Genomic DNA, 26825 nt, shown 5'->3' on the forward strand with positions numbered 1-26825 from the left:
GATCATCGACGTCTTCATCTGCAAGCTCCGCCGCAAGCTGGCCGAGGCCGGGTTCAGCGGCGCCATCGCCACCGTCTGGGGCCGCGGCTATGTGCTCCGCGAGACCGCCGAGGCGCCGGCCACCGCGCCGCGCACCATCGTCGCCGCCGCGCCGGACGTCGCCCGCGCCGCCTGACGCCGCACGCCTACAGGGGGATACAGGGAAAGCCCGCCCGGATCGCTCCGGGCGGGCTTTTGCTGTCCGGCGCGCCGCCGGCTGGAGCCACCGGTCTGGCGGGGCGTCGGCCATTGCTTTGCCTCTCACACCGAAACGCGCCGGCTGGTCTCGGAAGACCACCGCACGGGAGCTAGAGCTGTAGGCAGCATTGCCGCGCCGGTGTGGCCAGTTGGAGCAGCGCGAAGTGGGCTGCGCCGAGGACCGGGAGCGAGCGGCCCAGACCCGTTGGCTGTGATGCTGTGGAACCGCACAATTCGGATTGCAGCGATGGCTGCTCGGGATTCACCCTCGCAGCGCACACGCACGCGGCAGCGCTACTCGCCGCTGCCAGCAACCCTGTCCCAGAGACCGTCAGGATCGGCGACAGCGAGATCCAACCCGCGACGCGTTGCCGCTTCGAGGGCCGTCGCTGCTGCGGAACGCACATCGACGGGCTCGGGCGCGGTGAGATTTAGAACGGCACCAGGCACCGCCAATGAGGGCACGAGGACCTCCCCTACCCGCCGGCCGGCATCATCAACCCAGACCCGCAGCGTGACCGCGCCGTCGATCGGCGCAACCACTTTTCTGACCCTCATCAACGCAAGCGTCCCCTCTTCGATGTGGCTGCGTCCGATTGCCACCGATCAACCACGACCGCCGATGCGTCTGCTTCTCTGCGGCTGCCGAGAGCGAACAGGCATGGCAATCGGATGGTTGGCCGCACACAGGCCATGACGTTACGTCATACAAATGTGATGACGCGCCGCTGCATCCCCCAGTTCCAGCGCTCACTTCACGGCAATGGACATGTGCACGCAGTGAAGGAATCCGGCGTGGACGAGCTTTCTAGGCAGGTATCACCCAGCGTCGCAGCTTCGCGAAGACTCGGAATATCGGCAGCTCAGTGCCGTGGCGCGAGAGGCCTGTTAAACCTCGGGCGGAAACAACTGGCGGAGTTATCTGGCGTTTCGCCCGCTACGGTCCACAGCATCGAGAACGGCGGGTGCCATCTTAGGTTGTCTGCCCTTGCCCGCGTCCGCTCAGCACTCGAAGAGCTCGGAGTAGTTTTCATCAAGCCAGCTGATGGCGGCGAAGGTGTGTGGTTGCGAGGCCCCAAGATCACCGCGGCGGTGGATGAGGAGTTCATTTCCCGGCTCATGACTGCTCCCGGGAAGCAGGACCAACCCTCGACCGACGAGGGACTGCGAACCACCTGCCCGCCCAGCGGGCAGACTCTGTCGCGCGCCCTCCGGCCAGACGAGTTGCACCGGCATTCTGGGCATAGGAAACGGTACAAGGTCAGATTGGATCGCAGCCAGGCGATTGCGCCAAGTACCGTCGTGCCCGCAAGAAGCGATGGTTCTCCAGCGTCGCAGCGTTGAAGGGCGAGGCGCTTCTATCCCGTAGGCGGGACTCGAGGGCACCGATCGCGCCGAGGGGGAGGCCTCGCAGGTTCTGGATCACGCCGCTGGAAGCCAACGTGGCGGCGGAACCGGGTCACGTCAGCTCGGCTGAGCTTCCAGCCCGCTGTCTCAGGCTTCGCCTGCGCGCACAGCCTCTATCTTGGCAGATCGGTCGTGCGCCGGTCTCCTAGAGTTCGTTACCCGCTTCGCGGACGGCGCGGTCCGACCCGGTACTCGCGGCCCACAGAGGACGCAGCGCGGCTCGCATCCAATAGATCTTGCGCCGACGGGTGCGATTCCGCACAATATCTAGACTCGGCAGATGATTCCGACGCGGAGTGGGCGCGATGGCCGACGACAAATATCCCTGGGACCTGCATCCGGCGCTGACCGCCGAGCGCTTGGTGACGGTGTCGCGCCTCCTCTGGGCTGCGCGTCGCGATGCCCTGGGCAATGCTGCTTGGGCGTTGGGGGATGATGCGTGGTCGATCGGCTGCCGGGCCTATGCCTTCGCCAAGAACCGCATCACTCGGCTCGCCGAGCGCGGCGCCCATAACTGGTTGCGGGTTCTCGATCACTCGAACAACTTCATCTTCCTGATCGAGGGCGTGCCCGTCCGATTTTACCGCGGCCCCGCCGACGAACCGACCGATCGCACCCTGAGGCAGCAGGAAGCCGAGGCCCAGCAATTGTCGCTGGCCTTCCACGGCGACGAGGCCGCGGAAGGACTGCTCTTCCGGCTCGCTGTTGAAACAGACGAACGCGGCCAAGCGTCGCGTGTCGTGTTTCTCGCCCTTCGAGGCGAAGGCGGCCGCGTGGAATGCGCCTGGAGCGTTCCGCTTCAGGTCGAGCGAGCCTCGCCAGCCGTCACACCGACGGTGCAGCTCACCCTGCTGCAGAGTGAGCCTCCGCCGGCCAAGCCGCGCAGAGGCCGCCGGGCAGCATAGCCCGGCTGAACGATGCTGGGCGAAAGCGGCTTCGAACACCGCACCTGGCGCGCTGACCGGGTCGTTGCCGCGCGAAGGCTGCAGGGCGGTGCGTCGGAACGTGGTGGTGCGGACATTGCAGCTGCGCACGCCAGGCGGAAGCGCCGAGGGCACCTGTCCCGCGAGGGGCCAGGAGATGCTCCGGGGGTGGGCAGGCGTTGCGTGGCTTACGGATCGACAGCCCCCCTCCCCTCCCCTCTCGGCCGTTGCCGCGTCTGGATATGGCGGTGATGGTGCGACATCAGATCGGCCCGCCGAGTCGAACCGATGATCTCGGTACGCCCAAGGACGCCCGATGATGTCGGTACGGCGGACCGATGATGTTGGAACATGGAATCCGAGTCTCGCCGATGGCCTCGGTACGGGACTCGAGCTGCAAACGATGATGTTGGTACGCATACCTAAGACTCTTTTCCGAATGTGAGTCCTAAGCGGCGCCTGCGAAGCGTACCTTTTGCATCGGTAGATTTGCGATTTCCGGGCGCCAACCGCCGCATTTTTAAAAACTGCTCGACTGAGCACCAGCTTGTGCTATTCGACGGCAGGCAAGCACCGTTGCCGAGTCGCGAGGTAGTGCCAGCGATGCGCGAACCGCCGTTGGGCCAACGTATTCACGCTGTTCTGGTCACGCAGGGCCGCGATGCAGCTGTGGCACTGGCCCGGGAGGCGGGGCAGCCCGACCTCTTCGATCGGATCAACGCCGTAGCGGCCGAGGAGCCCAGCCCAAGCTTCTTGCACTCTGCGCTTTGCGCGATGTCGCTTCCCGTGCGGCGGCCTGCAGACGATTGCGCGCCCATCATCCGCCAGGATGGGCAATACACCCTGGCGATCACACCGAAGCCAATCCTCCGACCGGTCGACGGGAAGCAGCGGCTCGAGGTGCTTGGGGTTCCGTACGGCTCCCTGCCCCGGCTCATCCTGATCCATGTGATGACCGAGGCTGTCCGTACGAAATCCCGTCAGATCCTGCTCGGCACATCCTTCACCGACTGGATGCGGCGGATGGGCTTTCGAACGGTGAGCTACGGACCACGCGGTTCCGCGACGTTGATCCGTCAGCAGCTGGACCGGCTTCTTGCGTGCGAATGGATGATCCGTTGGGACGGCGAAGACGCGCGAGGCACGAAAGAGTTCGGCATCAAAGAGATCAAGCTGACCAGCGAATATGTCGGCAGTGACGCACGCAATGGGGCGTTCATGCGCGAGATCATCCTGACCGATGGCTTCTTCGAGCATCTTCGGCAACATGCGGTGCCGCTCAACGAGAATGCGATTCGCCAGCTTCGCGAGTCCGCCACGGCTCTCGATCTGTATACTTGGCTGGCTTATCGCCTGCCCCGCATTAGCGGCAAGCGCCCGGCCGTTCTGAGTTGGCAGCAGCTGGCGGCCCATTTCGGAAACGAAGGTTCGAATATTCGAAAGTTCCGTCAGACTGTCCGCGACGCGTGGGAACGTCAGGTGTCAGGCGTCTACCCGGAGGCCCGAGCCGAATTCGACACGGCGATGATTCGCCTCCACGCCTCCCCTGCCCCGCTGCAGCGGACATTGACCCCCGGCTTTAAGCTCGTCGCAGCGCCCGAGACGGCACCGAAGACGACCGATGCTGATGGTACGCCTGTGGCCGCGACTACGCCCGACACCGCGACGGGGCTTATGAAGGCGCTCCGCTCGCGGCTGGATCCGGCGATGGCCCGGATGTGGTTGGCGGATTGTTCGTTTGCCGAGGTCGACGGGGAGTGGGTTCTGCTCGCGCCCACCCCGTTTGTGGCGAACTGGCTTCGCCAACATTTCGAATCTGAGCTGCGCGGCGCCGGTGCCGAGCAGCGAGTGAACGGCGTGGTGACGGTCGCAGTCCGTCCCCGCTAACTCCCTTCGAACCCCTGGTTATGAGAGGGCTCCAGCATGGACGCCTTGAATCCGATTCACGTGATCGAGCGGCTGTACGAGCGCTCGCTTGATGTCCTGGGCTCCCTGCGAAACAGCGCCCGGGCAGCAGACGGCCAGGTGCGGCAGGCGCCCCGGTTCCCGATTACAAAGGTCTCCGAACTGGTGGGGCGCACTGCCGCGGCCATCCGCGAGGCGGAGAAGGACGGGCGGCTTCCCACCGTCGAGCGCACGGTATCGGGACGACGGGTTGGCTACACCCTCGCCGAGATCAACCATATGCGGGAGGTGTTTGGGACGCGGCCTTGGCGGACGACGGAAGATCCGCTGGCGGTCATCGCTGTCCAGAATTTCAAGGGCGGCGTCGGCAAATCGACGGTTTCGATTCACCTGGCTGAGTACCTCGCCATCCAGGGCTATCGGGTTTGCCTGATCGACTGCGACAGCCAAGGGTCGTCGACGACCTTGCTCGGCTATGTGCCGGACCTCGATATTGCCGAGGAGGACACTCTCTATCCGTTCATCCGCAATGCCGAGATGACGAGCCTCGCATATGCGGTTCGTCCGACCCACTGGGACGGGCTCTATCTCATCCCGGCGAATCTGCGCCTGTACTCGGCCGAGTATGAACTTGCGGCGCGCATTGCCCGAGCGGAAGCGACGCTCTTGAACCGGCTGTCCGAAGGCATCGCCTCGATCGCGGACCACTTCGACGTCGTGATCCTGGACCCGCCACCGGCGCTCGGCACCATCTCACTATCGGCCATGCGCGCCGCCAACGCCTTGCTGGTGCCGATCCCGCCAACGGTTATGGACTTCACCTCGACGACAGCTTTCCTGGCCATGCTGCATGAGACCATGGGAGTGCTGCAGGAGAGGGGGCTCCCGGTCGACTTGCGCTGGCTGCGGGTGGTGGCAACCCGGGCCGACGAACAGAAATCGATGCAGCGCGAGCTCCTGAACATGATGCGAAATGTCTTCGGCGATACCATGCTGCGGACCGTGCTCAAGGACAGCGCCGAAATCGACAACGCCTCGGCGCGCCTGATGTCGGTGTATGATCTTGAGCAGCCGGTGACGTCCCGCGAGACCTATCAGCGCGGATTAACGTATCTGAACGGCGTGAACGCCGAGGTCGAGACGCTCATTCGGCTGACATGGCCTAGTCACGCGAAGCGGCTGCGGGAGGAGGGGGTCCTCTAGCGAGTTGCAGGCCTGCAACTCGCGCCTAAGACGCTGAAAAGTTTGGGGAAATAGGGGCATGGCTCGAGGCAACAGAGGGTTTGGCGATCTGATCGCAGGCGGAGAAGGTGCGCGGCCCGCCAGCCGCTTGCCGCCGAGGACAGGTATCCTCGGAGCACGGGAGAACCGCCTGGCCGAACTCGCCGGCGGTGCAGCGGTGAGCCGGGTCCATGAGCTTGTTGACCCTGCGCGATGCCGCATTTGGGAGGGGCACAACCGCGATTACGCAGCCCTCAGTGAAGAACTCTGCGGAGACCTGATCGAGAGCTTCCGGGCGCAGCGAAAGCAGGAAATGCCCGCGATCGTCCGTCGGGTGGCAAACGACCCAGACCACGATTTTGAGGTTATCTGCGGGGCGCGGCGCCACTGGACCGTATCCTGGCTCCGGAGCCACGATTATCCCGATTTTCGCTTCCTTATCGAGCCGCGAGAGCTCAGCGATGAGGAGGCCTTCCGGCTCGCGGATCTCGAGAACCGCAGCCGCAAGGATCTGACGGATTACGAGCGCGCCATCGACTACGCCCGCGCCATCGACCGGTATTACGACGGCAGCCAGCAACGCATGGTGGAACGGCTCGAAGTCAGTAAGAGCTGGCTCAGCCGCTACCTCGAGCTGGCGCGTCTTCCGCCAGAGGTGGTGGCGAGCTTTGGAACCTCGAAGGTCATTGGGATCAGCCACGCGGCCCGCCTGGCGCCGCTCCTCAAGGTGCCGCTGACGCGTGAGCGCGTCGTGACCGAGGCTGTCGCCATCGCCCAGGAACAGCTTGCGCGGGAACAGCGCTCGGAAGCGCTTATTTCCGCGGCGGCTGTGACGGCCCGCTTGGCCGCCGCCGCGACAAAGCGCCAAAAGGCAAGTCAGCCCAAGGAGCTCGTGGTCCATGGTGGCGAAGGCACCGTCCTGGCGCGCGCCCAGAAGGTCAGGGGAGGGGGGCTCGCGATCACGGTCCCCTCGCTCCGTACGGACAAGGCGCAGATCCTGCAGGCGCTCAGCCAGCTTCTGGATCGCGCGGTCGGCTGACCCTCTCGGCCGACCGATGATCTTGGTACGCCCGCGCCAACCACCGATGATCTCGGTACGGGGGCGGTAGAAGGCGGCAGGAGTGCACTGGCTAGCTACACGCGGCCGCTGACGAGGATAGACTCGGCGTTCGCCGGCCCAGTGGCAGCGCCCCTCGCACGCAAAGGGCCGGCAGGACGCCCGTCGCCAGGAGGGCAGGGGAGGTTCCCCTCCGCTTTCAGCCGCACCATAGGCGCCACGGCAACACGCACGCGCCTCGCCGTGGGGGGCCTATCACTTTCGGCGTCCTGTGACGTTCCGCCCAGCGCCGGCGGCCTGTCGCGAGCAGCCCTAGGAGGTGTGGACTCTAGGGATTCCCTGTTGGGTGATGGTGTGATTCAAAGCTGCCTTTTGGAGGCGGCGAATGGGTGTGCTGGATCGGTTGATCCTGAGCGATGAGGCGTGGGCGCGGATGGCGCTGCACATCATTGGTGACGAGCGGACGCGCGGGAGTTCCGATCGTGATAACCGGATGTTCGTCGAGGCGGTGCTGTGGATTGTCCGCACCGGTGCGCCGTGGCGTGACCTGCCGGAGGTGTTCGGGAGTTGGAACAGCGCCTTCCGTCGCTTCAGCCGCTGGAGCGCGAAGCGGGTCTGGCATCGGGTTTTCGCTGCCATGGCCGATGATCCGGACTTCGAATACCTGATCCTCGACAGCACCATCGTGCGGGCTCACCAGCATGCGGCGGGGGCAAAAAAGGGGCTCAGGATCAGGCCCTTGGCCGATCCCGTGGCGGCCTGAGCACCAAGATCCACCTTGCGGTACGCGGCCTCGGCTGTCCTGCCAGGATCATCCTCACCGCCGGTCAGCGTGGCGATGCCCCACAGGCCGCCGCCCTGCTCGCCGAGGATCGCCCGGCCGTCGTGCTGGCCGACACCGCCTACGACGCCGATCACTTCCGCGCCGCCATCGCCAATGCAGGCGCTATCGCGGTCATTCCCAACAACCCATCGCGGACAAAGAAGCACCCGCTTGACCGACAAATCTACAAAGAGCGCCATCTCATCGAATGCTGCTTCTCCAAGCTCAAGCAGTTCCGACGCGTCGCCACCCGGTACGAAAAGACCGCCCGCAACTTCCTCGCCATCGTCACCATCGCCGCCACCATTCTATGGCTCAGGTAACCGTCCACACCGCCTAGGTGCTCACCACACTCCGGCCTTCGCACGTCGGCAGGGCGGGTTTGCAACTGGGCATCGGCCGCCCCATATTCTGCCCTGAAGCGAGGCAAATAGCGGGGCGCGCGGCGATGCAGGAAATTGCCTTTCTGACCCAGACAGCGGGTGAGGCGGGGGAAGTCGCGGTCGAGCGACTGAGCGGCCTTCTTCACATTACCCGCGGCGAGCTGGCTGTCGCTGCCGGCCTGTCCCGCGACGCCGTGTCCAAAGCGACCAGAGCGCGTTCGGCGGCGACCCAGTCCCGCCTCCGAGACGTCGTGGAAATCCTCAATCGGGTGCGTCAGTGGGCTGGCTCGCCCCAGCAGGCCTTCGCCTGGTACCGGTCGCAGCCACTGCCTTCATTCGGCGATCAAACCGCTGAGGCGCTCGTGAAGGAAGGCCGGGCTGAGGCTGTAAAGCGCTACCTCGACCGAATCGCCGTCGGCGGCTTTGCGTGAGGCTGCAAGGTACTGTCTTCCGCGCGCATAATCCGAAATGGGCCTTCTCACCGGCTTCTGGTGACGGCGCCGCTCTTTATGGCGGCCGCTTCAATCCGCGCGGCGTGCCGGCGCTCTACACGTCCCTGCGCATGGAAACCGCTTGGCGAGAAGCTCAACAGGGGTTTGCTTTCAAGGCCCAGCCACTGACCATCTGCGCTTACGATGTCGATTGCGCCGAGGTCGCCGATCTGACGGACGCCCGCGTCCGCGCTGATCTCGGTATCGATGAGAGCGAGCTATCCTGCCCCTGGGAAGACCTGGTGTTGCAGGGGGTCGAGCCCGGGAGCTGGGTGGTCGCCCGCAGGCTGATGGGCACAGGGACCGCTGCCATCATCGTCCCTAGCTTCGCGCCCGGGGCGATCACTCCCGATCGCAACGTGGTCTTCTGGCGGTGGGGACCAAATCTTCCCTATCGCGTCCTGGTTGTTGATGAGGAGGGCCGGCTCCCAAGGGATCAGCGGTCCTGGTCCTGAGCCGCCCGATACCAGTCGCTGCCGGGCCAGGAGAGCAAGGCCAGCAATCGCGCGGTTGAGGGCCGCCGGTAATACGGTCGGCCAGCACTGGGCCGGATACACGACCCCCTGAAGGGCATATTCCTCCGAATGCCGCTTCCCAGGGCCTGCCGCCGCGCCGTGCGCTTGGGAGGTGGCGCCCCCTGGCCTGCGAGCCCTGAGCGCCCTCGATCGGGCGGCGTATCCGCTGATGCGGGCGAAGCCAGCGGGCCTGCCGATCGGCAGGCCTGGTGCCGCGCTGAGGAGTAGGGGCGGCGCAGAAGCTGGTCGACACGCCGCCGCGGGCATGCCGCTGCCGGCCAGGGTGCAAAGACTTGGCGCCGGCGGCCTGGGGCCCTGTGTTCGCCGGCAGGCGATGGCGCGGCGCTTCCGGCTCCTTGGGGCGGCAGACGGCCTCCTGGGCAAAGAGTGCCTCTGAGGGCCTCGGAGTGGCGCTGCAGCGGGCTGCCTTGGGCCTGATCGTGCCGCGTTTACGTCCTGAACGGCCGCCTTTCCGGCACGTACTGCGGTAGGTTAGGCACGATAATATCCTATTATCGTGCCTAGTCATCTCGAAGAATGCAGTTGCCCCAATTGCTGCCCTGAATCAGAATCCCAGGGCGGCCAGTGGCGCCGCGGCGCGAGGGGGCGCAGGGCAGGGGATGGCGCAGGAGGGTGGGACGACGGGCGCGGGCGCGCAGGACGGCGGATCTCCGCCGCTTCAGGGCGCGAAGGCCTGGCTGGCGCGGCGGCCGCTTTCGGCCGGCTGCTCAGACGGGGAGGTCGGCCAGCAACTTCGGCAGGTCGCGCGCCATGTGCACGAGGCGCAGGATGCGGGGCGGATCCGCCTGATCGGTATAGACCAGGAGGTAGGAGAAGCGGCGGAGTGGCCAAAAGCGATACCGCTGGTCGGCCAGCGCCAGGCGGTGGGCGCCGATCGCCGGGTTCCCGCCGATCCGGCGCGCCGCGTCGAGAACTGCGTCGTTGAGCGCATAGGCTGCGCTCAGGTTGTCCGCACCGATACGTCGGGTCGCCGCCTGCAGATCGAGCCGGGCCTGGCGGGTCAGCGTTGCCCGCGTCACCGCGGCGTCCGGGCCATCTCCTCGATCATGGCGCTGATCTCCGCATGCACGTCCTCGGCGTCGAGGAAGCCGTCCCGTTCGCCTTCGGCCTCCGCGGCCTCGAGCGAAGCGATAAAGGCGGCCCGCTCTGCCTGGGCGCGACGCACTAGGTCGATCCCGGCCCGGACCACCTCGTTCAGATCGCGGAACAGGCCTTGCGCCACGGCTTCCGCGGCGAAGCGCTCCTGCTCGGGGGTGAGGGTCACGGTGGTCATGACCAATAAAATAGGAGCGGGGACTGCCCGAGCAAAGGCCAAACGACAAGCCGGGGCCTTGGCGTGAGCGCGCAATCCTCGGACGCCGCCGGCCAACCCTCCCCGGAGGCCCGGACCACGGAAGGCGGCCATTCCGGTGCCGCCGGCGTGGGGGGCGCGCTGGCCGTGCGCGTCGCCCGTCTCGCCGGCGGCGGGCTGCCGGAGGAGGTGCGGCGGCTGCTGAGCGGGCCGATCGGCGATGCGGTGGCGGAGGCCGCCCGTTTCGCCAGCCAAGCGCACTCCGACAATACCAAACGGGCTTACGCCGCCGACTGGGCCGATTTCTCCACCTGGTGCGCCGCCGGCGACGTCGCGGCGCTGCCGGCGTCGCCGGTAGTGGTCGCTGGCTATCTCGCGAGCCTCGCCGGCCGGCTCGGCCGCAGCGGCCTGCGGCGCCGGCTCGCCGCGATTGCGCATGAGCACCGCCGGACCGGCCACCCTTGGGAGACCCGCCACCCGGTGATCAGCGCCACCATGCGCGGCATCCTGAAGAGCCAGGGCAAGCCCGCGCGGCCCGCCGCGGCGCTGGCCTCGCCCGAGGTCAAGGCGCTGCTCAACGCCTGCGGCAGCGACCTGCGCGGCCTGCGCGACCGCGCCCTGCTGCTCGCCGGCTTCGCCGGCGCGCTGCGGCGCTCGGAACTGGTGGCGATCAACCGCGAGCATCTGCGCTTCACCACCGAGGGCATGACGGTCCGCATCCCCCGCGCCAAGGCCGACCAAGAGGGGGAGGGGGCCACGATCGGCATCCCCCGCGGCCTTAACCCGATCACCTGCCCGGTGCGGGCGATGGAGCAGTGGCTGCGCCGGGCGCGGATCGAGTACGGCGCGGTGTTCCGACGGATCTCAGTCGGCGGTCAGCTCGAGGACCGGCTGACCGGCAACGGCGTCTGGAAGATCCTGCGCCGGCGCGCCGAGCTCGCGCGGATCACCGTCGACGAGACCGAACGGCTGTCGCCGCACGGGCTGCGCGCCGGCTTCATCACCGAGGCCTATCTGAAGGGCGCGCTGGACGAGCAGGTGATGCACCACGCGCGGCAGAAGAGCATCGCCACCACCCAGGGCTACCGGCGCCGCGCCAAGATTACCCGCGACAGCCCCGCCCGGCTGCTCGACCTGTAGCCGGCGGATGACCTCTCCTGCCGCTCCGGCCGCCCTGATGCCCGCCTCGCAAGAGCGGGCACCGGTCCACACCGACTGGCTGCGCAACACCCTCACGGTCAGCGGGCCGGTCGAGGCGATGGCGAGCTTCCGGGAGGCGGCGGCGGGCTCCGGCGTGATCCCGTGGCGCTACGACCTGGAGCGGATGCAGGAGGACTGGTTCCTGGGCCTGGCGGCGCCGCCGGACGGCGAGCGTGCCATCAGCCTGCAGGGGGCGCGGATCCTGGCCTGGCGCCTGCGCGATGCCGTCGCCGTCAACCAGCAGCGGGCGATGGCCCGGATGGCGACCGATCGCCGCTGTCCCTTCGACCTGCACCGGCTGCTGCCGATTCCGCCGCTGATCCTGGAGCTGGGCCCGGACGAGCCGGAGGCGCAGGCCTGGCTCCGGGCGCATTGGGGCACCACGCGCGGGTTGCGGCACGTCCGGGAGCTCCCCGCCGCGGGGGACCGGCGGCGCCGGCGGATGGGCGAGATGCGGGTGGAGTTCTGGTCGGCGGATTGGTCGCCATGGCAAGCGCTGCTGCGGTTGCGCCACGCCTCGCCGAGCCTGACCTTCGACCTGGTGCCGGACTATGCGAGCGCCGGCGATGCCTGACGTCCCGGCATCCGCCGCGGCGGCCGATGCCGCGGACTGGGATGACGGGGGAGGGGAGGGCCGCGCGCTGCGGGCCGGAGGCGCGCCGCGGCTGAGCCTCGACGGCTTCGAGGGGCCGCTGGATTTCCTGCTGGAGATGGTGCGGCAGCAGAAGGTCGACCTCGGCCGGCTGTCGGTGGCATCGCTCTGTGACCAGTTCGTCGCGGCGCTGGATGCCGACGCCGGACGGGTGCCGCTGGAGCGGCGCGCCGACTGGGTGGTGATGGCTAGCACCCTGGTGGCGCTGAAGGCGCAGCTGCTGGCGCCGGCGACGCCGGAGGCGGCGGCTGCGGCGGAAGCGGACGCGGAGCGTCATCTCCGGCGCTGGGACGAGCTGCTGGTGATGCGGGCGGCCGCCCATTGGCTCAGCGCGCGCTTGCAGCTCGGCGTCGATGTGTTCGGCCGTGGCGGCCGGTCGCGGACGGTGCGTCCGCAGGCCGAGCTGCAGGTCGCCTTCCTGGAGGCGACGCTGGCGATGCTGGAGGGCAGTGGGGCCCAGCGGGACCAGGAGATGGCCGCCACCTATCGGCCGATCCCGCCGGACGTCTGGTCGCTGCCGGAAGCCCTGGCGCAGCTGGTGCGCCGGCTGCAAGCGCATCCGGCCGGCGCCGAACTCCGCGAGCTTGCGCCGCGTCGGGCCGGCGCGTCGCCGCTGCGCGCGCGCTCGGCGATCGCGAGCACCTTTCTGGCTGGGTTGGAGCTGGCCAGGCAGGACCAAGTCGGCATGCGGCAGGCGTGCGCCTTTGGCCCCATCGTCCTGTCGCCCGCGGCAGCGTCCACACGCACTTGAAAGGCGGCGCTGAGCCCCCGGCAAGGGACGGCATAATCACGTGATGATCGACGTCCGCAAGGTCGCGTCGAGGGCCAGATCGTCAGCCCGGAGGTGGCGCGACGCCGCCTCGGTCCCCTCCTCGCCACCGGTAGGACACCTGTGAGACGCGATAGCCCCGAACCGCCTCACCGCGAGGGAACTAAAGCGTCACGGCGCACGTTAGACGCCGGACCTTCCAACGAGTGATACCGTGAGAAGTCCCTTGCTGAGCCTGTGGCTGAGCGGAGTCGACGCCTGGATGGGCGCGGTTCACGGCATGTCGTTCGCCGAGTTGCAGCGCGAGCAGATTCGGATGGTCCATGAGTTCGCAGCACGGGTGACCCAGGCTTGGGGGGCGGGGTGGATGCCCTCCTTGCCCGCCAAGCAGCCATCGATCACCGAGCGGATGGCCGCGCTGTCCTTGCGGGTGGTGGCCGGCGGGCGCCGCTGAGGGCGTGCCCCAGCCCGGGCGGGAAAACGCATGGGCGCTGGTCGCGGAGAGATGCCTCTGCGCCTTTGCGAGCGCCTGCGCCACCGAGGAACCTGCCGGAGCGAGTTGCGGAAACTCCGGTCCTCACCGAGCCATTTGGCGACGGCGCCTAGCGGCAGCAGCGAAGAGCTTGCTCGCTCCCGCTTGGCATGCCGACCGAGATGGCGGGGGCGTGGCTGACGCCGGAGGAACGCTTCGCCCGCTCACACGTTGAGGCGTTGTCCGCTCTCTAGGAAACCTGCGCCATGGCCCCTAAGCCGTTCTGGAAGGGATATCTCAAGCTCTCGCTGGTCACCTGCCCGGTGGCAATGACCCCGGCGACCACCGATAGCGAAAAGGTCCGCTTCCACACCCTGAACCGCGAAACGGGCAACCGGGTTGTCAGCCAGTACGTCGACGCCGAGAGCGGCAAGCCTGTCGACGACGACGATGAGGTGCGGGGCTACCAGCACGGCGAGGATGAGTTCGTCCTCCTGGAAGATGACGAACTGGCCGCGGTAGCGCTCGAGAGCACCCGGACGATCGACATCGAGACCTTCGTGCCCTCCGACAGCGTCGAGTGGATCTGGTACGACAAGCCGCACTACCTCACGCCGGACGACCCGGTGGGCGAGGAGGCCTTCTGCGTGATCCGAGACGCCATGGAGGCCAGCAAGACGGTCGGCATCTCGCGGCTTGTGATGTACCGCCGCGAGCGGCCGGTGATGCTGGAGCCGCGGGACCGGGGCATCGTCCTGTGGACGCTGCGCTATGGCGATGAGGTCCGCGATCCCGAGCCCTATTTCGGCGGCATCGGCGACGAGCAGCCCGATACGACGCTCAAGAAGATGGTCGCCACCCTCATCGAAGAGCGCACCGAGGCTTGGCATCCCAGCATGGTGCGCGACCCGGTGCAGGAGCGCCTGCTGGAGATCATCGCGTCGAAGAAGAAGGGGCGCCCGCGTCCGGCCGCGAAGCCGCGAACGGAGGAGCCCTCGGGCGGCAACGTCGTCAGCATCATGGATGCACTGCGGAAGAGTCTGTCGCAAGAAGGCAAGGCTAAGCGGCGATAGACCGCGGCGAGGGCCGACCAGACAGGAAACCGCTGAGTTCGAGCGCTGTTTGCGTCGAGTGACGCCGAGGCTGCTTCCCGCTTCTCTGGATGCCGGGCCGCGCGGCGTCAGCTCGCCTTCCGACGAGTCGAGGTGCTGCCGCCCGAGCCTTTACGGGCGGCGGCAGTTTTTGGCTTAGCCTTCGTGCGGGCTGCCGACTTCTTCGGCGCCGAGGCGGCTTTCCCTTTCGGCGTAGCCATGGCCTTCGCCGACTTCACGCCCGCGCTCTCGCGCAGCGCGTCCAATAGGTTCACGACGTTGGCGGCCTTCGGCGGCCGCTTGGCTTCGATGGGGCGGCCCTCGAGTTTGGCTTTCACCAGCTCCGCCAGGGCCGCCTCGTACCGGTCTTCGAAGGCGGTCGGGTCGAACTTGCCGAGCTTCGACTTGATGATGTGCCGTGCGAGATCGAGCATCTCGCCCTTGATCTTCAGCTCGGGCACATCGCCGAAGGCGTCGACGGCGGAGCGGACCTCGTAGTCAAAATTCAGCGTCGTCGCGATCAGGCCGTCGCCGTGGGTGCGGATCAGGAGCGTGCGGACGCGGCGGAAGAGGACGGTGGTGGCGAGTGCCGCAGCACTTTTCGCCCGCATACCTTCGCGGATCAGCGTGAAGGCATCTACGGCGTTCCGATCACCGGGCGCCAGGTAGTACGGGCGGTCGAAGTAGACGTCGTCGATGTCGCCGCACTCCAGGAACGCACGGACCGATAGCGTCTTGTCGGAATCGGGTACGGCGGAGGCCACCTCTTCGGGTTCCAGGACGATGAATTCGCCCTGGGCGACCTCGTATCCCTTCACCTGGGCATCGCTCTCCACCGGATCGCCTGTGCTGCTGTCGACGAATTGCCGGCGGACGCGCTGGCCGGTCTCCCGGTTGAGCGTATGAAGGGCGATGCGGTCAGAGGTCGAAACCGCCGTGTAGAGCGCCACCGGACAGGTCAGCTCGGCGACCTTCAGGAAGCCACGCCAGTTTGCCCGCAGCGCCATTGGTGCCTCCTCGTCGGGAGCCCAAGGCCAGGCTCGGCTTCCGAAGCGATGCTAACGCGGCAGTCTGCAGGTGGTTACAGCATGGTGAAGCTAGGCCCGCGCCGAGCCTGCTATCCCTTCTTCCACGGGGCGCATGGGGGGCATCACCGCGACCGCCCCGTTCGGCGCGCGGCTTCTGGAGGATTGCACGAGGTTGGGGGACCAACCGGGCATCCGAAGCGACCACGCGGCCCCTTCCCCCCCTTGGGGACCTGGCCGGTCCCAGCTCTTCGCCCAAGGGCTCGCCCGCAACCGCCTACCGCATCGGCGCGTCCGCTTAGGCTTCACCCTCATCAGGGATGTGCAAGACGGTGCCGCACGCCTTGCAGTGCACCGCGTCAGATTCGTGGCGCCGTAGGCCGCAGGCCGGGCACTCGAAGCGCACCTTGGCGGGCCGGAAGATCGTTTGCGCGAGGCGGAGGAATAGCGTGACGCCGAAGATCATGATCGCCACCGAAAGCATCCGCCCAGCGGTCCCCGGCAGCGTGATGTCGCCGAAGCCCGTTGTGGTGAGCGCCGTGACGGTGAAGTAGAGCGCGTCGACATAGTGGCCGATGAGGGGGTTCGTCCGGTGCTGCGTCTCGTAGACGATTCCGCTCATAATGAAGACGAACACCACTAGGTTGGTCGCGGCGAGCCACACCTCCTCGTTCCTGCGGAAAGCGCGGAAATCCTCCCTTAGGCGGACCAGCGTCTTGTAGCCGTGGAGCACGCGAAGCGTCCGCAGCGCCCGCAGGAAACCCGCCCCCTCGCCGGTGACAGGTATCAGGAAGGATAGGATCGCGACCGCATCCGCGAGCGTCACTGGGTGGAGCAGATCGCGTCCGGGGGTGGGGCTCGCGGCGTGACGGGCGATGAATTCGGCAAGCAGTGCGACGCCGATCAGCGCGTCCGCGGCCTCCAGCACCGCGGACCGAGGGTGGAAGGAGGTGCCGACCACGAAAAGCAGCGTTCCGAGGTCGAAGGCCAGCAGGGCGTACCGGTACCGGCGTGCCCGTGGTGTATCGCCCTGATAGAGCTCCTGGAGCAGCACCTTCATCTCGTACCGCCCTCCCATCGCCGCCTCGGAGACGCCAACGGTCCGGGGCCGCGCGTAGGAACTGTAGGACGCGCCACTGGTTGCGCACAGCCAGCGGCGGCGGCCCTCCCGGGCGCCTCCGCGCGCACCACGCGATGTGGCTAATTGCGCGGACGCTGGAACTCGCCACCACCTGAGGCACCGAGGGCCAGGACAGCTCACCGTGCGTGTGGCCTTGGCGCGCCTTGCGATGCCGCACCGACGGGCGCGACCTGCACCCGCGTGTCATCAATCGGGAAATGGAGAGCGGCGGCGACGAACCCGGCGATGGCTGTGGCTACCCAGGCTGCCCTGTAGGAGTCGGTGATGATGTCGATGACGAGCCCGCCCGACCAGGTGCCCAGGAAGCAACCGATCTGTGGCTGAGGAAGCATAGGCCGAAGAGCGTGCCGAGATGCCGCGTGCCGAACACCTTCGCCACCAGCCCACTCGTCAACGGCACCGTCCCCAGTCACATCGGCCCCTGCGAGGAGCACCGGTTCCGAATTCGGGGCCAGGAAGAAGGCGAGGATGACGAGGCCGCGCAGCAGGTAGATCCACCCTAGGACATTCTGCTGGGGGAAGCGCACGCCCAGCCAGCCGCAGGCCCAACTGCCGATCATGTTGACCAGCCCGATCACAGCCAGGGCCATCGCGCCCGCGCTGGCGGTCATGCCACAGAGACTCAGGTAGGCTGGCAGGTGGGTGCTGATGAAGGCGAGCTGAAAGGCTTTCTGGTGCAGCGCTCGCAGAGCGCGGGGACTCGCGGCCGATCCCCTGAGTACGAAGCCCATCCTCAGGTTCTGATGAACGCTCTGCGCCGCAGACTGTGGTCGGTCCTCCGCTGACACTGGAAAGCTTCCGGCCGATCGGAGGGGCAGAAGTTCCACGTGGGGGGCGGCCGTGGCGCAGCCGCCCAGCCTTGGCGAACCCTGCGGGCATCGTGCCGCCGGACCTGGCGAGCCGCTACGCGGACGCAAGGCGCGTCCAACAGCATTACCTTGCTAGCATCGAGGCGACGCCCCTGACGGGGCCGTGCGGTCCTCCGTGAGCGGGGAGGGCTGTTGAGCCTGCCGGTGCATGACTCCCTGATCGTGCCGGGAGCAGGGGCGGCGGTCGCGGCGGCGGTCTCATCGTGGAGAGCGTCGAGCGGAGCGCGGGGTTCACGCCGTGGGTGAACACCTAGGGGGGCTGGTCCATGGGCTGGCTAAAAGGTCTGCTGATCGGGGCGCTGAAAAGCCCCACGGAGAACCTCTGGCGGGTGCCTCTCCGGATACCAGGGACTGGACCACTGCCCGTAGCGAGCTCGGGCTTCGGCATGAGTGCCCCCGCCGATTATTTCTCGCCATCCCATGCATGCTCCTATTGAGCGAGTTTCGACTTCGCATCGCCTCCAGGGTTCTCCCAAGCGCATGCTTCCGGATCAAGCCTCAGTTGCCTCAGTGGGACCGATCGAGGATCAGTGGAGCCGAAGGCTTGCCAAGGTGGTCCGCGAGTGCGGCTGGCAGCCTCGAGAGCTCGGCCCTGTGAGCGGGAAAATTCGCAGCGTCCGCAGCAGGGCGCACGGCATAACCCGCAGCGACGAGGCGGTGTCGCAACTCCGCGTAGTCGAACGGTTGGGCTTGCGCAGCCTTGGGGATCTGCAGGAGGTCGATCAGCGCCTCTGCCATCCGCGTGCCGTCCTGGCGCAGCAGTGCTGCCCGCCCGCGAAGCTCCGGGATTTCAAGACAGTGTTCGACGATAAGGGCGAGATCAAGAAGGGCTCCGAGCGTGGCTGGCCATCCGGCCCCTGTGCCCACGGACCGGAAATAGACGAGGGACGGGTGCGTCGTATGGCTCTGCTGGACCTGGGCGCACCAATCCCGGCCATCCTTCATCACATCGGCCAATTCGGCGCCGCTTCCGATCGCAGCGTGCCGCTCAAGCAGCGCTAGGGCCGATGGCGGATCCCCGGCCGAGCTGCACATCTTGAGGATAGCGGCGTCCCGTCCGGCGATGCTGCTCTGCACCTCCAGTAGGTATGTCACCGCCATGGTCATGACTGCCAAGCCGCAGAAGCCTGCTGCGACCACGACCCATCGCGCGACGCCGAGCGCGTCCGTCTCACTCAGGCCGATGGTAACGAGCGCGCTCCCGGCCAAAAAAACTGCCTGCGAGAAGCTCGGCAGCGGGGGTTGGAATGAATCGCTAAGCGCATGAGCCATCATTCCGAACGCGAGCGTTAGAAGCACCATCCAGACGACGAAGGACAGCACGAGCATCAAAGGGCCGAAGCTCGCGGAAACGCCATTCCTGGCACGGATGCGCTTCCAAACCGGCAGCAGCAGGAACACGGAGCGCTGCGCCACGCGGAGAGAGGTGCGGCTTCCGCCGGGCACGACGACCGTGTCGAAGACGTCGCGTAGCGTGGCTACGGCAAGCGCCATTCCTCCGAGAAGCTCAAGGGTGCCCATAAGCATGACTTGAGAACGTCGGAATGCGGTGTCAGTTCATACTGCAACGCCTCACGGCTTTCACCTCCTCCGCGAGAAGCCGCCGGGTGGGCAGCCCGGCCGGGCCGAGGTGATCCCTACCACCGATCTCGCCGAACATCTGCGCGCAGCTCCGCCGGGACCGGCGCTCCCCATGAGCCAGGCGACCATTCGGCGGCTGCGCGTGGCGCTTGGCCTTCCAACGCCGCGGCCTTCCGACAAAGGAGATCGGGCGACGGCTGGGCACCACCAAGGACGCCGTGATCGGCCAGCCGCACCGTCTGGGCCTGCCGCCGCGCGAATCCCCCATCCGAGGCGGCCCTCGCGGGCCGCGGCTGCCCCGCTGATCGGCTTTGCGGCTGGCCTGCGGTGCGGCACCATGCGCCGCGTAGGGAGGGCAGGCATGACTGATGAAGCCCGTGTGCCGGACCCGCCCAGGCTATGAGGCGCCTGCTCGTTTTCGGCTTCCTCGGGCCGCTTCTGGGCTACCTGACGCTCCTGACTATTGTTCAGCCGCTCGTCAACTGGATGAGCGGCGGCCAAGGCGATTACGGCGCGAACCCGATGGCGGAGATCCCTTTGGCATATGTGGTTGGCGTCATTCCGGCGCTCGCAGCCGCCGTGGCTGACCGCTGGATTGCCCTTCGAGGGATCCCCTGGCGGCCAGCTTGGGCCGGAGTATGTGCATTCGGGACAACGCTGGTTCCCGTTGTTGTTCTCGCGCCAGAGGCGCTCCTGGATGATCCCGCGATAGCTGTTCTGGGTGTCATCGGCGCCGTGCCTGGCAGCATATGCTCCGTCCTATCGGGCGGTCCGACGCGGTGCTGAGGCAATCGGAGGTCTCATGTGCATCTGTATTCCGAGATCTCGAACGTTGAGGGCATTCGGCTGCGGAACCTTCATAGAGCCACCGTGTCGGCGGAAAGTCACCGATGGCGCTGGTGACCAAGCATGCAGAACGCATTGCTCACGGTCAGGTACTTTTGGAGGGTCGCCGCGCGCCTCGGCAACTATCCGGAACTCGGTCGGCGGGCCGCGGCGGCGATCCCGAACGCGACGCTGGTCGAGTCCCCCGAGCTCGGCCACTCACCTCAGGTCGAGGCACCCGAGCAATTCGACGAGGCCCTGCTTCGCGAATAGCGTCGCGCCAGTGAGACTGCTCGCGACACCCTGGTCGCCAACCCCACTGCTAGCGGACGGGGTGCCCTGGATGCAGGACGGCTTCGGCGGCCAGCCGCGATTGGAACGTGTGGATCCACGCAATGGCTTCGCGCGGCGGCATCGGTCGGGCGAAGTGGTATCCCTGCATCGCCTGGTAACCCAGCTCCTTGAGCGTCTCCAGTTCCTCGGCGGTTTCGACGCCCTCCGCCAGCGCCTCGAACCCCATGACGCTGCCCAGGTTGAGCACGGCCCGGAGCAGGATTTGCGCACTCTTCGAATCCGAGATGCCGGAGACGAAGCTCCTATCGACCTTCACTCTGTCGACACGCAGCGTCTGGAGCGAGCCAAGGGAAGAGTAGCCAACGCCGAAGTCGTCGATGGTGATGTGGACCCCGGCGGCCGAAAGCGCCGACAGCCTCTCTCTCACGCCGGGACGGTTGGCCGTCGCCTCCTCGGTGATTTCGATCTCAAGGTTGCTCGGTGGGATGTCGAGGCGGCGCAGCTTCGCGAGCACCACCTCGTCAACGGGCACTTGCGCCAGTTCCCGAGGAGAAACATTCATGGCGATCCGAAGGTCCGCAAGCCCAAGCACCCGTAGCGTCTGAATCATCCCGCAGGCGTCCTTGAGGACGAAGCGCATCAGGGGCTCGGAAAGACCTGTCAACGCGGCCAGGTTCACCAGCTCCGCGGGCGGGATCCAGCCGTGGCGCGGGTGCTTCCAGCGCAGCAGCGCCTCAAAACCGCGGAGCGTTCTTCCGCCGTTGGACACAATCGGCTGGTACCAGACCTCGAGGGCGTCATGCCCGAGCGCCCGCGCGAGATCGCGCTCGACGTCTCGCCGCATCTCCAACGCCGACCTTAGATCGTCATCGAAGATGACATACCGGTTCCGGCCCTTGTTCTTCGCGGCATACAGGGCCGCGTCGGCCCTGACCAACATCTCGCTGATGTCGAGGCCGGAGGCCACACATATCCCCACGCTGGTGCCGACCCTCACTGCCTCGAAGGCGGTGAAAGGAATCGCGATCGTCGCGATGAGTTCGGACGCGAGCGAAGACGGGGGCCCCATGTCGCCTGAGCATCCGTAGAAGATGGCGAATTCGTCGCCGCCGAGCCGCCCGACGACGATGTCATCATTCAGGCAACTCCGCAGCCGCCGGGCAACTTCGGCAAGCACGCTGTCACCGGCGGTATGACCGAGCGCGTCGTTGACCGACTTAAAGCCATCGAGATCAAACAGCATCAGGCAGAACGGAGAGGCGCTGGAAATGCGGGCTCGTGCCTGCTCCAGGAAGCCGCTGCGGTTCAGGAGGCCGGTGAGGCCGTCGTGCACGGCGCGGTGGCCCATTTCCTGGGCGGATCTGTCTGCCCGCGCGCGCGCCACCTCGATCGAGCCTGCCATCGCGGTCGCTTCGTGCTTGAGGCGACTGGCATCCCGAACCATCGCCTCGCTCTCCTTTGCGGCGCGAACCAGCGCTACGAGGTAGAGCACGACGGTGGCGGCCAGGCAGGTGCGCTCGAAACCCCCAGCGTAGAAGAGGCATCCAGCCACGGAGAGCAGCGGCGGCGTGATGAAGCAGATGGGGATGGAGGCGTAGGCGAAGCCGTGGGTGACGGCACCCGCGGTGATGCCGCAGACCACGACCAGGTAGAAGATCGTCTCGGGCGCTGTGTAGCCATCGCACAGGAGGGGGATCAGGGCCCAGACACCTCCCGAGACGAGCGCGAGGAGCCAGTGCAGCCGCAGATGCCCGCCGATGGACCGCGCGATGAGCCCCGACCTGCGCCTCGGCGGCTCCTCTCGGTAGCCCCCGGAGCCCGGAAGATCCGCCCTGCACAGGATGATCCTGGATGCGTTCACGATGGTCGAAAGGAGCAGCCAGGCCAGGCCGTCGGCCACATGCCCGGAATGGACGGCGACGAGCGTGATCGTGAACCCCAGGATCATGTTCACGGGAATTGAGATCAGTACAGTCCTGCGAATTGCAGAAAGCTGGTCCCTTCTGACGTCCGTGCTGTGGTCCGGCGCGCTCACCGCAGCTTCGTGAGGCAAGCGTGCCGAGTTCGAAACAAGCATTTGACTTTCGCCCGCATTAGCGATGTGGCCATCGGCCCGGGGAAAGTACGCCGCTGGAGTTAGCATCTCATTGACGCAGGTGCGCGGGAGTTAACACTTTTTCCGTGGAAACCCCTTCAGATCGCACCGTGAATCGATTCAGGCAGAGTGGGCGCGACCGGGTGGCCCTGATTGCGGATTGGATGCTGCGGCGAGTGGTGCCCCTCGGGGCACTGTTCGCGGCTGCGCTGCTCACAACCGTCGCGCTCGTGCTGCTCGACGCCCGAAGAGACGCCTGGGGCCAGGCCACCAACTCGACCTCGAACTTGGCCAGAGCCCTTGAGCGCGACCTCTCCGCAGAAATGCGGTCCATCGACCTGGCGCTCGTGGCCATCAAGGCGATTCTGAGGGACACGGAGCATGGGCGGATCAGCCCGGAGTTGCAGCGCACCCTGATCCAGGAGCGGGTTCGCTCCACCCGATATCTCGAAAGCGTCGCTGTGCTCGACGCGAATGGCGATCAAATCTTCGACTCTCGCGGGGAGGTGCCGCATGGCGCTCCTAACCTCGCCGATCGCGACTACTTCACGGTCCACCGAGACCGGATGGATGTCGGCTTCTTTGTGAGCCGACCTTTCCGCAGCCGCCGCAGCAATATCTGGTCGCTGGGATTCAGCCGTCGCCTGGCCTACGCGGATGGCCGCTTCGCCGGTGTCGTCATGGGGGCCGTACGCCTCGACCAGCTGGAAGCCGCGGCTTTCACCGGGCTTCAGCTCGGACCCCAGGGCGCGCTGACCGTGTTCCGCCAGGACGGCGTCATCCTGGCGCGCAGCCCGAACGAGGAAGGCCAGCTTGGCCGTGACCTCAGCGCCTCTCCCGTGGTTCGTCAGGCGCTTACGGTACCGGCCGGGCAATATGTCACCGTCGCCGCGGTCGACGGCGTCCGACGGATGTACGCGCACAGGCGCCTCCGGGACGCGCCGCTCATGATCAATGTCGCGATGGCCGTGGACGACATCTACGCGGCCTGGTGGAGGAAAGCGCTCGTCATCGGCTCGATTGCGATCATCCTGGTCGCGATCGCCGTCGGGATGGCGCTGCTGCTGCAGCGGGCGCTGGCGCGGCGACGGCTGATGGAACTGGCGGCCCGCGAAAGCGAAGCGGGCTTCCGCCTGCTCTCTGAGAACTCCAACGACGTGGTGTCCCGCATGGATGCCACCGGTCGCCGTCTGTACTTGTCACCTGCTTCGGCGAGAATCTTCGGGCGACCTATCGAGGAGCTACTGGCGCGCTCGACCCTTGACGACGTGGTGCCCGAGGACGCTTCACTGGTGCGGGGAAACCTGCTGCGTCTGCAAGCTGGCCAGCGCGAGATCATAACGACCTATCGCATCACGCGGCCGGATGGTTCGATAGCCTGGCTGGAAGCGTCAGCGCGCGCGATCATTGACGAAGAGAACGGTGCGGTCACTGGAATGGTCGCCGTTGTCCGGGACATCACAGAGCGGAAATCCGAGGAGGAGAAGCTCGCCTCGCTCGCTCGCACCGACGGGCTGACCGGCCTCGCGAACCGCCGCTGCTTCGACGAGACGCTGGCGAAGGAATGGCGTCGCGCAATGCGCGACCGGACGCCGTTGTCGCTGCTGCTGCTCGACATCGACCACTTTAAGCTTTTCAACGACGCGTTCGGGCACCCTGCCGGGGATGCCTGCCTGCGACACGTGGCCCACGAAGTCCAGGCGGCTGTCAGGCGTCCGGCGGATCTCGCGGTCCGCTACGGCGGCGAGGAGATCGTCCTGCTGCTGCCCAATACCGTAGGCTTGGGCGCGGCCATGGTTGCGGAGCAGGTGCGTGCGGCCATCGAGAGCCTCGGAATCACGCATGCAGGAAGCGGCGGCATCGACCACGTGACGGTCAGCGTCGGCGTTGCGACGGCTATCCCGTCCGCGGATGCGGAGCCGGAGTCTTTGCTGGCCGCCGCCGATGCGGCGCTCTACCGGGCAAAGCGCACAGGTCGGAACCGGGTCGCGGTGACGTCTGAGCCGATCAGTCGGGCCGTTGCCGCTGGATGGGCGCCGCTCGCCGACGCCTAACATCTGCGGAAGTAGGATTGGACAAGGTCTCCGCCTTCTCCACCCCGCTTTGCATCGCCCATGTGCCGTTCACTGCGACGGCCGATGATGCAACCGGATCCGTCCTGGTCGCCTGCTCAAATCTTCTCCGGTGGCTACGCGATCGCGCTCGGGCCAGGCCATGGATCCATCCCGACACGGCGCATGGCCAGCGGCGACGCCATATTTCAGTACCAGGTCTACGCAACGGCTGCGCGCACCACGGTCTGGGGCGATGGCACGGGCGGCAGCATGATCGTGTCCGGAGGCGGCTCCTTCACCTGCAATCAGGCCTACAGCGTCTACGGGCGCGGGTCTTCGCGCGGCAGCACGCGGACCCCGGCACCTACGTCGACACGATCACCGTGACCGTGACGTTCTGAGTGCACGCGCAACTCGGTCGCGGCGGCTCAGCATCCGGAGACCTCATCGCCCGTTTCCACCCGTCGCGCAGCGGTGCGCCTTCACATGGGTGCTGTCGAGCAGGACCTCCGCCGGAGGGCCGCCGGCCGCAGCCAACGCCTCGAAGATCTCGCGCCAGACGCCTTTCGCCGACCAGCGCACGAACCGATTGTAGAGCGTTTTGCGCGGCCCATACGCCGCCGGCACGTCGATCCAGCGACCGCCCGACTGCAGTGCCACCACGATACCGCTGATCACCCGACGGTCATCCACTCGCGGCACGCCACGCGGCTTGTTCGGCAGCAGCGGCCGCAGCCGATCCCATTGCGCGTCGCTCAGCCAGAAGCTCTCCGCCATCGACCGTTTCCCCTCAACGGGAACGGTGAATCACAGCACGCCGCGTCGCGCCAAACGCTTTATGGGTCCGGACCCTAGGCCGAGTTTCTGGTATCCAGGCCATGTGAGGAAACGCGGCGGAGCCGCGTCCCTCCCAGCCAGCAGAGATGCTTCGCGAGGTCCGTCGATACTGCGTCAGCGAAGTGCGCCGATAACTGCCTCTGCCAGCGCGGCGGTCGAGGTCGGATTCTGGCCTGTCAGAAGGTTGCCGTCCCGCACGACGTAGGAACCCCAGTTCGGGCCCTGCTCGAAGACCGCCCCGCGCTTCCGCAGGCTGTCCGCAAGCAGCCACGGCGCATTTGCCGCGGTGCCGAACTCGATCTCCTCCTCGTCGGTAAAGGACGTCATCCTACGCCCGGCGAAGGGCCAGCCATTCTCGTCGCTCGCAGCAAGCAGGGCGGCGGGTCCATGGCAAACTGCCGCGATTAGCTTCGACGCTGTGTTCGCTCTGACTAGGATGCGACCCATATCGGGGTCCTTGTAGAGATCCTCGACAGGGCCATGACCTCCGGGGATCACGATGGCGTCGAACTGATCAGGGTCGATGTCGGCCAAGACGAGCGGATTGTTGAGGCGTTTGGCGTTCTGCGCCAGATATTCTCGGTAACGCTCGGCGGTTTCCGGGCCGATGATTTTCGTGTCCAGGCTGAGCGCGTCGATGGTGGGCGACACGCCACCGGGCGTGGCGAGGTCGACGCTGAAGCCTGCGTTGATCAAGGCCTCGTCCATCAAGATGAATTCCTCAGCCCAGATGCCGGTGTCGTAGGTCGATCCGTCGGCTCGCGTCCACTTGTCCGCTGCAGACAGCACAGTCAGCACGCGTGTCATCTTCTTCTCCATCGGTTGATTTGCCGCACCCCCGGACGAGACCGCCGGCGACTGGCTCAGTTGGTGGGGATCAGATGTTCTGACCGCCCGAGACCTCGATGCGCTGGGCGGTGATCCACCGGTTGTCCGGGCCAAGCAGGCTTGCGATCGCAGGGCCGATGTCGTCGGGCACCCCGACGCGACCGAGGGCGGTCATGGCGGCGAAGGCCTCGTTATAGGCCGGCGTGTCGCGCACCGCTCCGCCGAGGAAGTCGGTCTCGATCGCGCCAGGTGCGATCGCATTGGCGGTGATCCCACGAGCCCCGAGTTCTTTGGCCATGTAGAGGGTCAGGGTCTCGACGGCGCCCTTCGCCGCCGAATAGGCGGAGAAGCCGGGATAAGAGACCCGGGTCAGGCCGGAGGAGAAGTTCACGATCCGGCCACCGTCCGCCAGCAATGGCAGCAGAGCCTGCGTCAGGAAGAACACACCTTTGACGTGGACGTTGAAGATGAGGTCGAACTGGGCCTCGGTGGTTTCGGCGAAGCCCGCCATCTCGCCGTGTCCCGCGTTGTTGACGAGGTGGTCGAGACTGTCGCGTCCCCACGCCTTTAGCGCCGCACGAACCTGCTCGACGAAGCCGGGAAACGCTGCGGTGTCGCCGGTGTCGAGCTGGATCGCGACGGCTCGGCGGCCGAGGGCCTCGATCTCCGAGATCACAGCCTTGGCCTCATCGGCGCGGCTGCGGAAGGTGAAGATCACGTCGCCGCCGTGGCGGGCGATGCTGATAGCGGTGTTGCGGCCCAGGCCGCGGCTGCCGCCGGTTACGATAGAGACGGTGCGCATTTCAGAGAGTCCTGTT

Annotated in this window: 25 protein-coding genes and 3 pseudogenes; 17 read left to right on the forward strand and 11 right to left on the reverse strand. The window is 66.8% G+C overall.

Annotation, left to right across the window (positions count from 1 at the left end):
• Positions 1 to 175 (forward strand): helix-turn-helix domain-containing protein (locus GXW71_RS08265; protein ID WP_211852154.1); only part of this gene is annotated, 175 nt, incomplete at its 5' end.
• A gap of 356 nt (positions 176 to 531) precedes the next feature.
• Here the strand turns inward: GXW71_RS08265 and GXW71_RS08270 are convergent.
• Complete coding sequence (locus tag GXW71_RS08270) at positions 532 to 840, reverse strand: hypothetical protein (protein ID WP_211851953.1); 309 nt, start codon at positions 838 to 840, stop codon at positions 532 to 534.
• A 1109-nt stretch (positions 841 to 1949) separates the two neighbouring features.
• Between GXW71_RS08270 and GXW71_RS08280 the strand changes: the two genes are divergently transcribed.
• The 7 genes and pseudogenes from GXW71_RS08280 (at position 1950) to GXW71_RS08310 (ending at position 8902) form a co-directional block, all read left to right on the forward strand.
• On the forward strand, positions 1950 to 2549 hold the full coding sequence (locus GXW71_RS08280) for a hypothetical protein (protein ID WP_211851955.1): 600 nt from the start codon (positions 1950 to 1952) through the stop codon (positions 2547 to 2549).
• 621 nt (positions 2550 to 3170) lie between these two features.
• Positions 3171 to 4454 (forward strand): replication protein RepA, encoded by a 1284-nt coding sequence (locus GXW71_RS08285; RefSeq protein WP_211851956.1) that lies wholly within the window; start codon positions 3171 to 3173, stop codon positions 4452 to 4454.
• Between the two features lie 36 nt (positions 4455 to 4490).
• Positions 4491 to 5675, forward strand: a complete 1185-nt coding sequence (locus tag GXW71_RS08290; RefSeq protein WP_211851957.1) for an AAA family ATPase — start codon at positions 4491 to 4493, stop codon at positions 5673 to 5675.
• Positions 5676 to 5733: 58 nt separating this feature from the next.
• Positions 5734 to 6732, forward strand: a complete 999-nt coding sequence (locus GXW71_RS08295) for a ParB/RepB/Spo0J family partition protein (RefSeq protein ID WP_211851958.1) — start codon at positions 5734 to 5736, stop codon at positions 6730 to 6732.
• Positions 6733 to 7183: 451 nt separating this feature from the next.
• Positions 7184 to 7896, forward strand: a pseudogene (locus GXW71_RS08300) (IS5 family transposase).
• A gap of 125 nt (positions 7897 to 8021) precedes the next feature.
• The gene (locus tag GXW71_RS08305) at positions 8022 to 8387 is read left to right on the forward strand and encodes an antitoxin Xre/MbcA/ParS toxin-binding domain-containing protein (RefSeq protein ID WP_211851960.1); all 366 of its coding nucleotides are present in this window, start codon (positions 8022 to 8024) and stop codon (positions 8385 to 8387) included.
• Positions 8384 to 8902, forward strand: a complete 519-nt coding sequence (locus GXW71_RS08310; RefSeq protein WP_211851961.1) for an RES family NAD+ phosphorylase — start codon at positions 8384 to 8386, stop codon at positions 8900 to 8902. The genes GXW71_RS08305 and GXW71_RS08310 overlap by 4 nt, the downstream gene beginning before the upstream one ends.
• 788 nt (positions 8903 to 9690) lie before the next feature.
• Here the strand turns inward: GXW71_RS08310 and GXW71_RS08315 are convergent.
• Entirely contained in the window at positions 9691 to 10002 is a 312-nt protein-coding gene (locus tag GXW71_RS08315; RefSeq protein WP_211851962.1) for a type II toxin-antitoxin system RelE/ParE family toxin, read from the reverse strand.
• Positions 9999 to 10247, reverse strand: a complete 249-nt coding sequence (locus tag GXW71_RS08320) for a ribbon-helix-helix domain-containing protein (protein WP_211851963.1) — start codon at positions 10245 to 10247, stop codon at positions 9999 to 10001. The genes GXW71_RS08315 and GXW71_RS08320 overlap by 4 nt, the downstream gene beginning before the upstream one ends.
• Before the next feature lie 72 nt (positions 10248 to 10319).
• Between GXW71_RS08320 and GXW71_RS35380 the strand changes: the two genes are divergently transcribed.
• The 5 genes from GXW71_RS35380 (at position 10320) to ku (GXW71_RS08345) (ending at position 14440) form a co-directional block, all read left to right on the forward strand.
• A complete protein-coding gene (locus GXW71_RS35380) occupies positions 10320 to 11414 on the forward strand; it encodes a site-specific integrase (RefSeq protein WP_211851964.1) in 1095 nt (364 codons plus the stop codon).
• A 37-nt stretch (positions 11415 to 11451) separates the two neighbouring features.
• Positions 11452 to 12048 (forward strand): hypothetical protein, encoded by a 597-nt coding sequence (locus tag GXW71_RS08330; RefSeq protein ID WP_211851965.1) that lies wholly within the window; start codon positions 11452 to 11454, stop codon positions 12046 to 12048.
• A complete protein-coding gene (locus GXW71_RS08335) occupies positions 12041 to 12877 on the forward strand; it encodes a segregation and condensation protein A (RefSeq protein ID WP_211851967.1) in 837 nt (278 codons plus the stop codon). The genes GXW71_RS08330 and GXW71_RS08335 overlap by 8 nt, the downstream gene beginning before the upstream one ends.
• A 244-nt stretch (positions 12878 to 13121) precedes the next feature.
• On the forward strand, positions 13122 to 13349 hold the full coding sequence (locus tag GXW71_RS08340) for a hypothetical protein (protein ID WP_211851969.1): 228 nt from the start codon (positions 13122 to 13124) through the stop codon (positions 13347 to 13349).
• Positions 13350 to 13633: 284 nt separating this feature from the next.
• Positions 13634 to 14440 carry a non-homologous end joining protein Ku gene (gene ku, locus GXW71_RS08345; protein WP_211851977.1) on the forward strand — a complete coding sequence of 269 codons (807 nt, stop codon included), beginning with the start codon at positions 13634 to 13636 and terminating at the stop codon, positions 14438 to 14440.
• Positions 14441 to 14547: 107 nt separating this feature from the next.
• Here the strand turns inward: ku (GXW71_RS08345) and ku (GXW71_RS08350) are convergent, their stop codons facing one another.
• From ku (GXW71_RS08350) to GXW71_RS08365, 4 genes are all read right to left on the reverse strand, one after another.
• Positions 14548 to 15465 carry a non-homologous end joining protein Ku gene (ku, locus tag GXW71_RS08350; protein WP_211851986.1) on the reverse strand — a complete coding sequence of 306 codons (918 nt, stop codon included), beginning with the start codon at positions 15463 to 15465 and terminating at the stop codon, positions 14548 to 14550.
• Positions 15466 to 15781: 316 nt separating this feature from the next.
• Complete coding sequence (locus tag GXW71_RS08355) at positions 15782 to 16543, reverse strand: potassium channel family protein (RefSeq protein WP_211851988.1); 762 nt, start codon at positions 16541 to 16543, stop codon at positions 15782 to 15784.
• A 197-nt stretch (positions 16544 to 16740) separates the two neighbouring features.
• Positions 16741 to 17355 carry an MFS transporter gene (locus GXW71_RS08360; RefSeq protein ID WP_211851990.1) on the reverse strand — a complete coding sequence of 205 codons (615 nt, stop codon included), beginning with the start codon at positions 17353 to 17355 and terminating at the stop codon, positions 16741 to 16743.
• A 645-nt stretch (positions 17356 to 18000) separates the two neighbouring features.
• Entirely contained in the window at positions 18001 to 18987 is a 987-nt protein-coding gene (locus GXW71_RS08365; protein ID WP_211851991.1) for an ion channel, read from the reverse strand.
• 236 nt (positions 18988 to 19223) lie between these two features.
• On the opposite strand from GXW71_RS08365, the pseudogene GXW71_RS34730 reads away from it, so the two are divergent.
• Positions 19224 to 19346: pseudogene (locus GXW71_RS34730) on the forward strand (GcrA family cell cycle regulator); the annotation flags it as partial.
• A gap of 637 nt (positions 19347 to 19983) precedes the next feature.
• The gene (locus GXW71_RS08370) at positions 19984 to 20172 is read left to right on the forward strand and encodes an alpha/beta fold hydrolase (protein WP_211851993.1); all 189 of its coding nucleotides are present in this window, start codon (positions 19984 to 19986) and stop codon (positions 20170 to 20172) included.
• 49 nt (positions 20173 to 20221) lie between these two features.
• On the opposite strand, the gene GXW71_RS08375 is transcribed toward GXW71_RS08370, so the two are convergent.
• The gene (locus GXW71_RS08375; protein WP_246526398.1) at positions 20222 to 22141 is read right to left on the reverse strand and encodes a putative bifunctional diguanylate cyclase/phosphodiesterase; all 1920 of its coding nucleotides are present in this window, start codon (positions 22139 to 22141) and stop codon (positions 20222 to 20224) included.
• Between the two features lie 290 nt (positions 22142 to 22431).
• Between GXW71_RS08375 and GXW71_RS08380 the strand changes: the two genes are divergently transcribed.
• Together GXW71_RS08380 and GXW71_RS35385 are read left to right on the forward strand one after the other, a co-directional pair.
• A complete protein-coding gene (locus GXW71_RS08380; protein WP_211851997.1) occupies positions 22432 to 24342 on the forward strand; it encodes a diguanylate cyclase in 1911 nt (636 codons plus the stop codon).
• An 87-nt stretch (positions 24343 to 24429) separates the two neighbouring features.
• Positions 24430 to 24729: a spore coat protein U domain-containing protein gene (locus GXW71_RS35385; protein WP_367617271.1), complete on the forward strand. Its 300-nt coding sequence runs from the start codon at positions 24430 to 24432 to the stop codon at positions 24727 to 24729.
• Positions 24730 to 24792: 63 nt separating this feature from the next.
• On the opposite strand, the pseudogene GXW71_RS08390 reads toward GXW71_RS35385, so the two are convergent.
• From GXW71_RS08390 to GXW71_RS08400, 3 genes and pseudogenes are all read right to left on the reverse strand, one after another.
• A pseudogene (locus GXW71_RS08390) lies at positions 24793 to 25119 on the reverse strand (IS5 family transposase); the annotation flags it as partial.
• A 174-nt stretch (positions 25120 to 25293) separates the two neighbouring features.
• Positions 25294 to 25998, reverse strand: a complete 705-nt coding sequence (locus GXW71_RS08395) for a type 1 glutamine amidotransferase domain-containing protein (protein ID WP_211852003.1) — start codon at positions 25996 to 25998, stop codon at positions 25294 to 25296.
• A gap of 58 nt (positions 25999 to 26056) precedes the next feature.
• Positions 26057 to 26809, reverse strand: a complete 753-nt coding sequence (locus tag GXW71_RS08400) for an SDR family NAD(P)-dependent oxidoreductase (protein WP_211852005.1) — start codon at positions 26807 to 26809, stop codon at positions 26057 to 26059.
• Between the last annotated feature and the right edge of the window lie 16 nt (positions 26810 to 26825).

It is taken from the genome of Plastoroseomonas hellenica (genome assembly GCF_018129085.1).
GTDB classification, from domain to species: domain Bacteria; phylum Pseudomonadota; class Alphaproteobacteria; order Acetobacterales; family Acetobacteraceae; genus Plastoroseomonas; species Plastoroseomonas hellenica.

What these genes read in the sequence shown, in the direction of transcription:
- ku (WP_211851977.1), top strand. Translation starts at nt 13,634, where the DNA reads ATGGCCCCTAAGCCGTTCTGGAAGGGATATCTCAAGCTCTCGCTGGTC.
- GXW71_RS08400 (WP_211852005.1), bottom strand. Translation starts at nt 26,809, where the DNA reads ATGCGCACCGTCTCTATCGTAACCGGCGGCAGCCGCGGCCTGGGCCGC.
- GXW71_RS08365 (WP_211851991.1), bottom strand. Translation starts at nt 18,987, where the DNA reads ATGGCGCTTGCCGTAGCCACGCTACGCGACGTCTTCGACACGGTCGTC.
- GXW71_RS08395 (WP_211852003.1), bottom strand. Translation starts at nt 25,998, where the DNA reads ATGGAGAAGAAGATGACACGCGTGCTGACTGTGCTGTCTGCAGCGGAC.
- GXW71_RS08335 (WP_211851967.1), top strand. Translation starts at nt 12,041, where the DNA reads ATGCCTGACGTCCCGGCATCCGCCGCGGCGGCCGATGCCGCGGACTGG.
- GXW71_RS08360 (WP_211851990.1), bottom strand. Translation starts at nt 17,355, where the DNA reads ATGGGCTTCGTACTCAGGGGATCGGCCGCGAGTCCCCGCGCTCTGCGA.
- GXW71_RS08280 (WP_211851955.1), top strand. Translation starts at nt 1,950, where the DNA reads ATGGCCGACGACAAATATCCCTGGGACCTGCATCCGGCGCTGACCGCC.
- GXW71_RS35385 (WP_367617271.1), top strand. Translation starts at nt 24,430, where the DNA reads ATGCAACCGGATCCGTCCTGGTCGCCTGCTCAAATCTTCTCCGGTGGC.
- GXW71_RS08305 (WP_211851960.1), top strand. Translation starts at nt 8,022, where the DNA reads ATGCAGGAAATTGCCTTTCTGACCCAGACAGCGGGTGAGGCGGGGGAA.
- GXW71_RS08355 (WP_211851988.1), bottom strand. Translation starts at nt 16,543, where the DNA reads ATGAAGGTGCTGCTCCAGGAGCTCTATCAGGGCGATACACCACGGGCA.
- GXW71_RS08370 (WP_211851993.1), top strand. Translation starts at nt 19,984, where the DNA reads ATGCAGAACGCATTGCTCACGGTCAGGTACTTTTGGAGGGTCGCCGCG.
- GXW71_RS08290 (WP_211851957.1), top strand. Translation starts at nt 4,491, where the DNA reads ATGGACGCCTTGAATCCGATTCACGTGATCGAGCGGCTGTACGAGCGC.
- ku (WP_211851986.1), bottom strand. Translation starts at nt 15,465, where the DNA reads ATGGCGCTGCGGGCAAACTGGCGTGGCTTCCTGAAGGTCGCCGAGCTG.
- GXW71_RS08330 (WP_211851965.1), top strand. Translation starts at nt 11,452, where the DNA reads ATGCCCGCCTCGCAAGAGCGGGCACCGGTCCACACCGACTGGCTGCGC.
- GXW71_RS08375 (WP_246526398.1), bottom strand. Translation starts at nt 22,141, where the DNA reads ATGATCCTGGGGTTCACGATCACGCTCGTCGCCGTCCATTCCGGGCAT.
- GXW71_RS08295 (WP_211851958.1), top strand. Translation starts at nt 5,734, where the DNA reads ATGGCTCGAGGCAACAGAGGGTTTGGCGATCTGATCGCAGGCGGAGAA.
- GXW71_RS08285 (WP_211851956.1), top strand. Translation starts at nt 3,171, where the DNA reads ATGCGCGAACCGCCGTTGGGCCAACGTATTCACGCTGTTCTGGTCACG.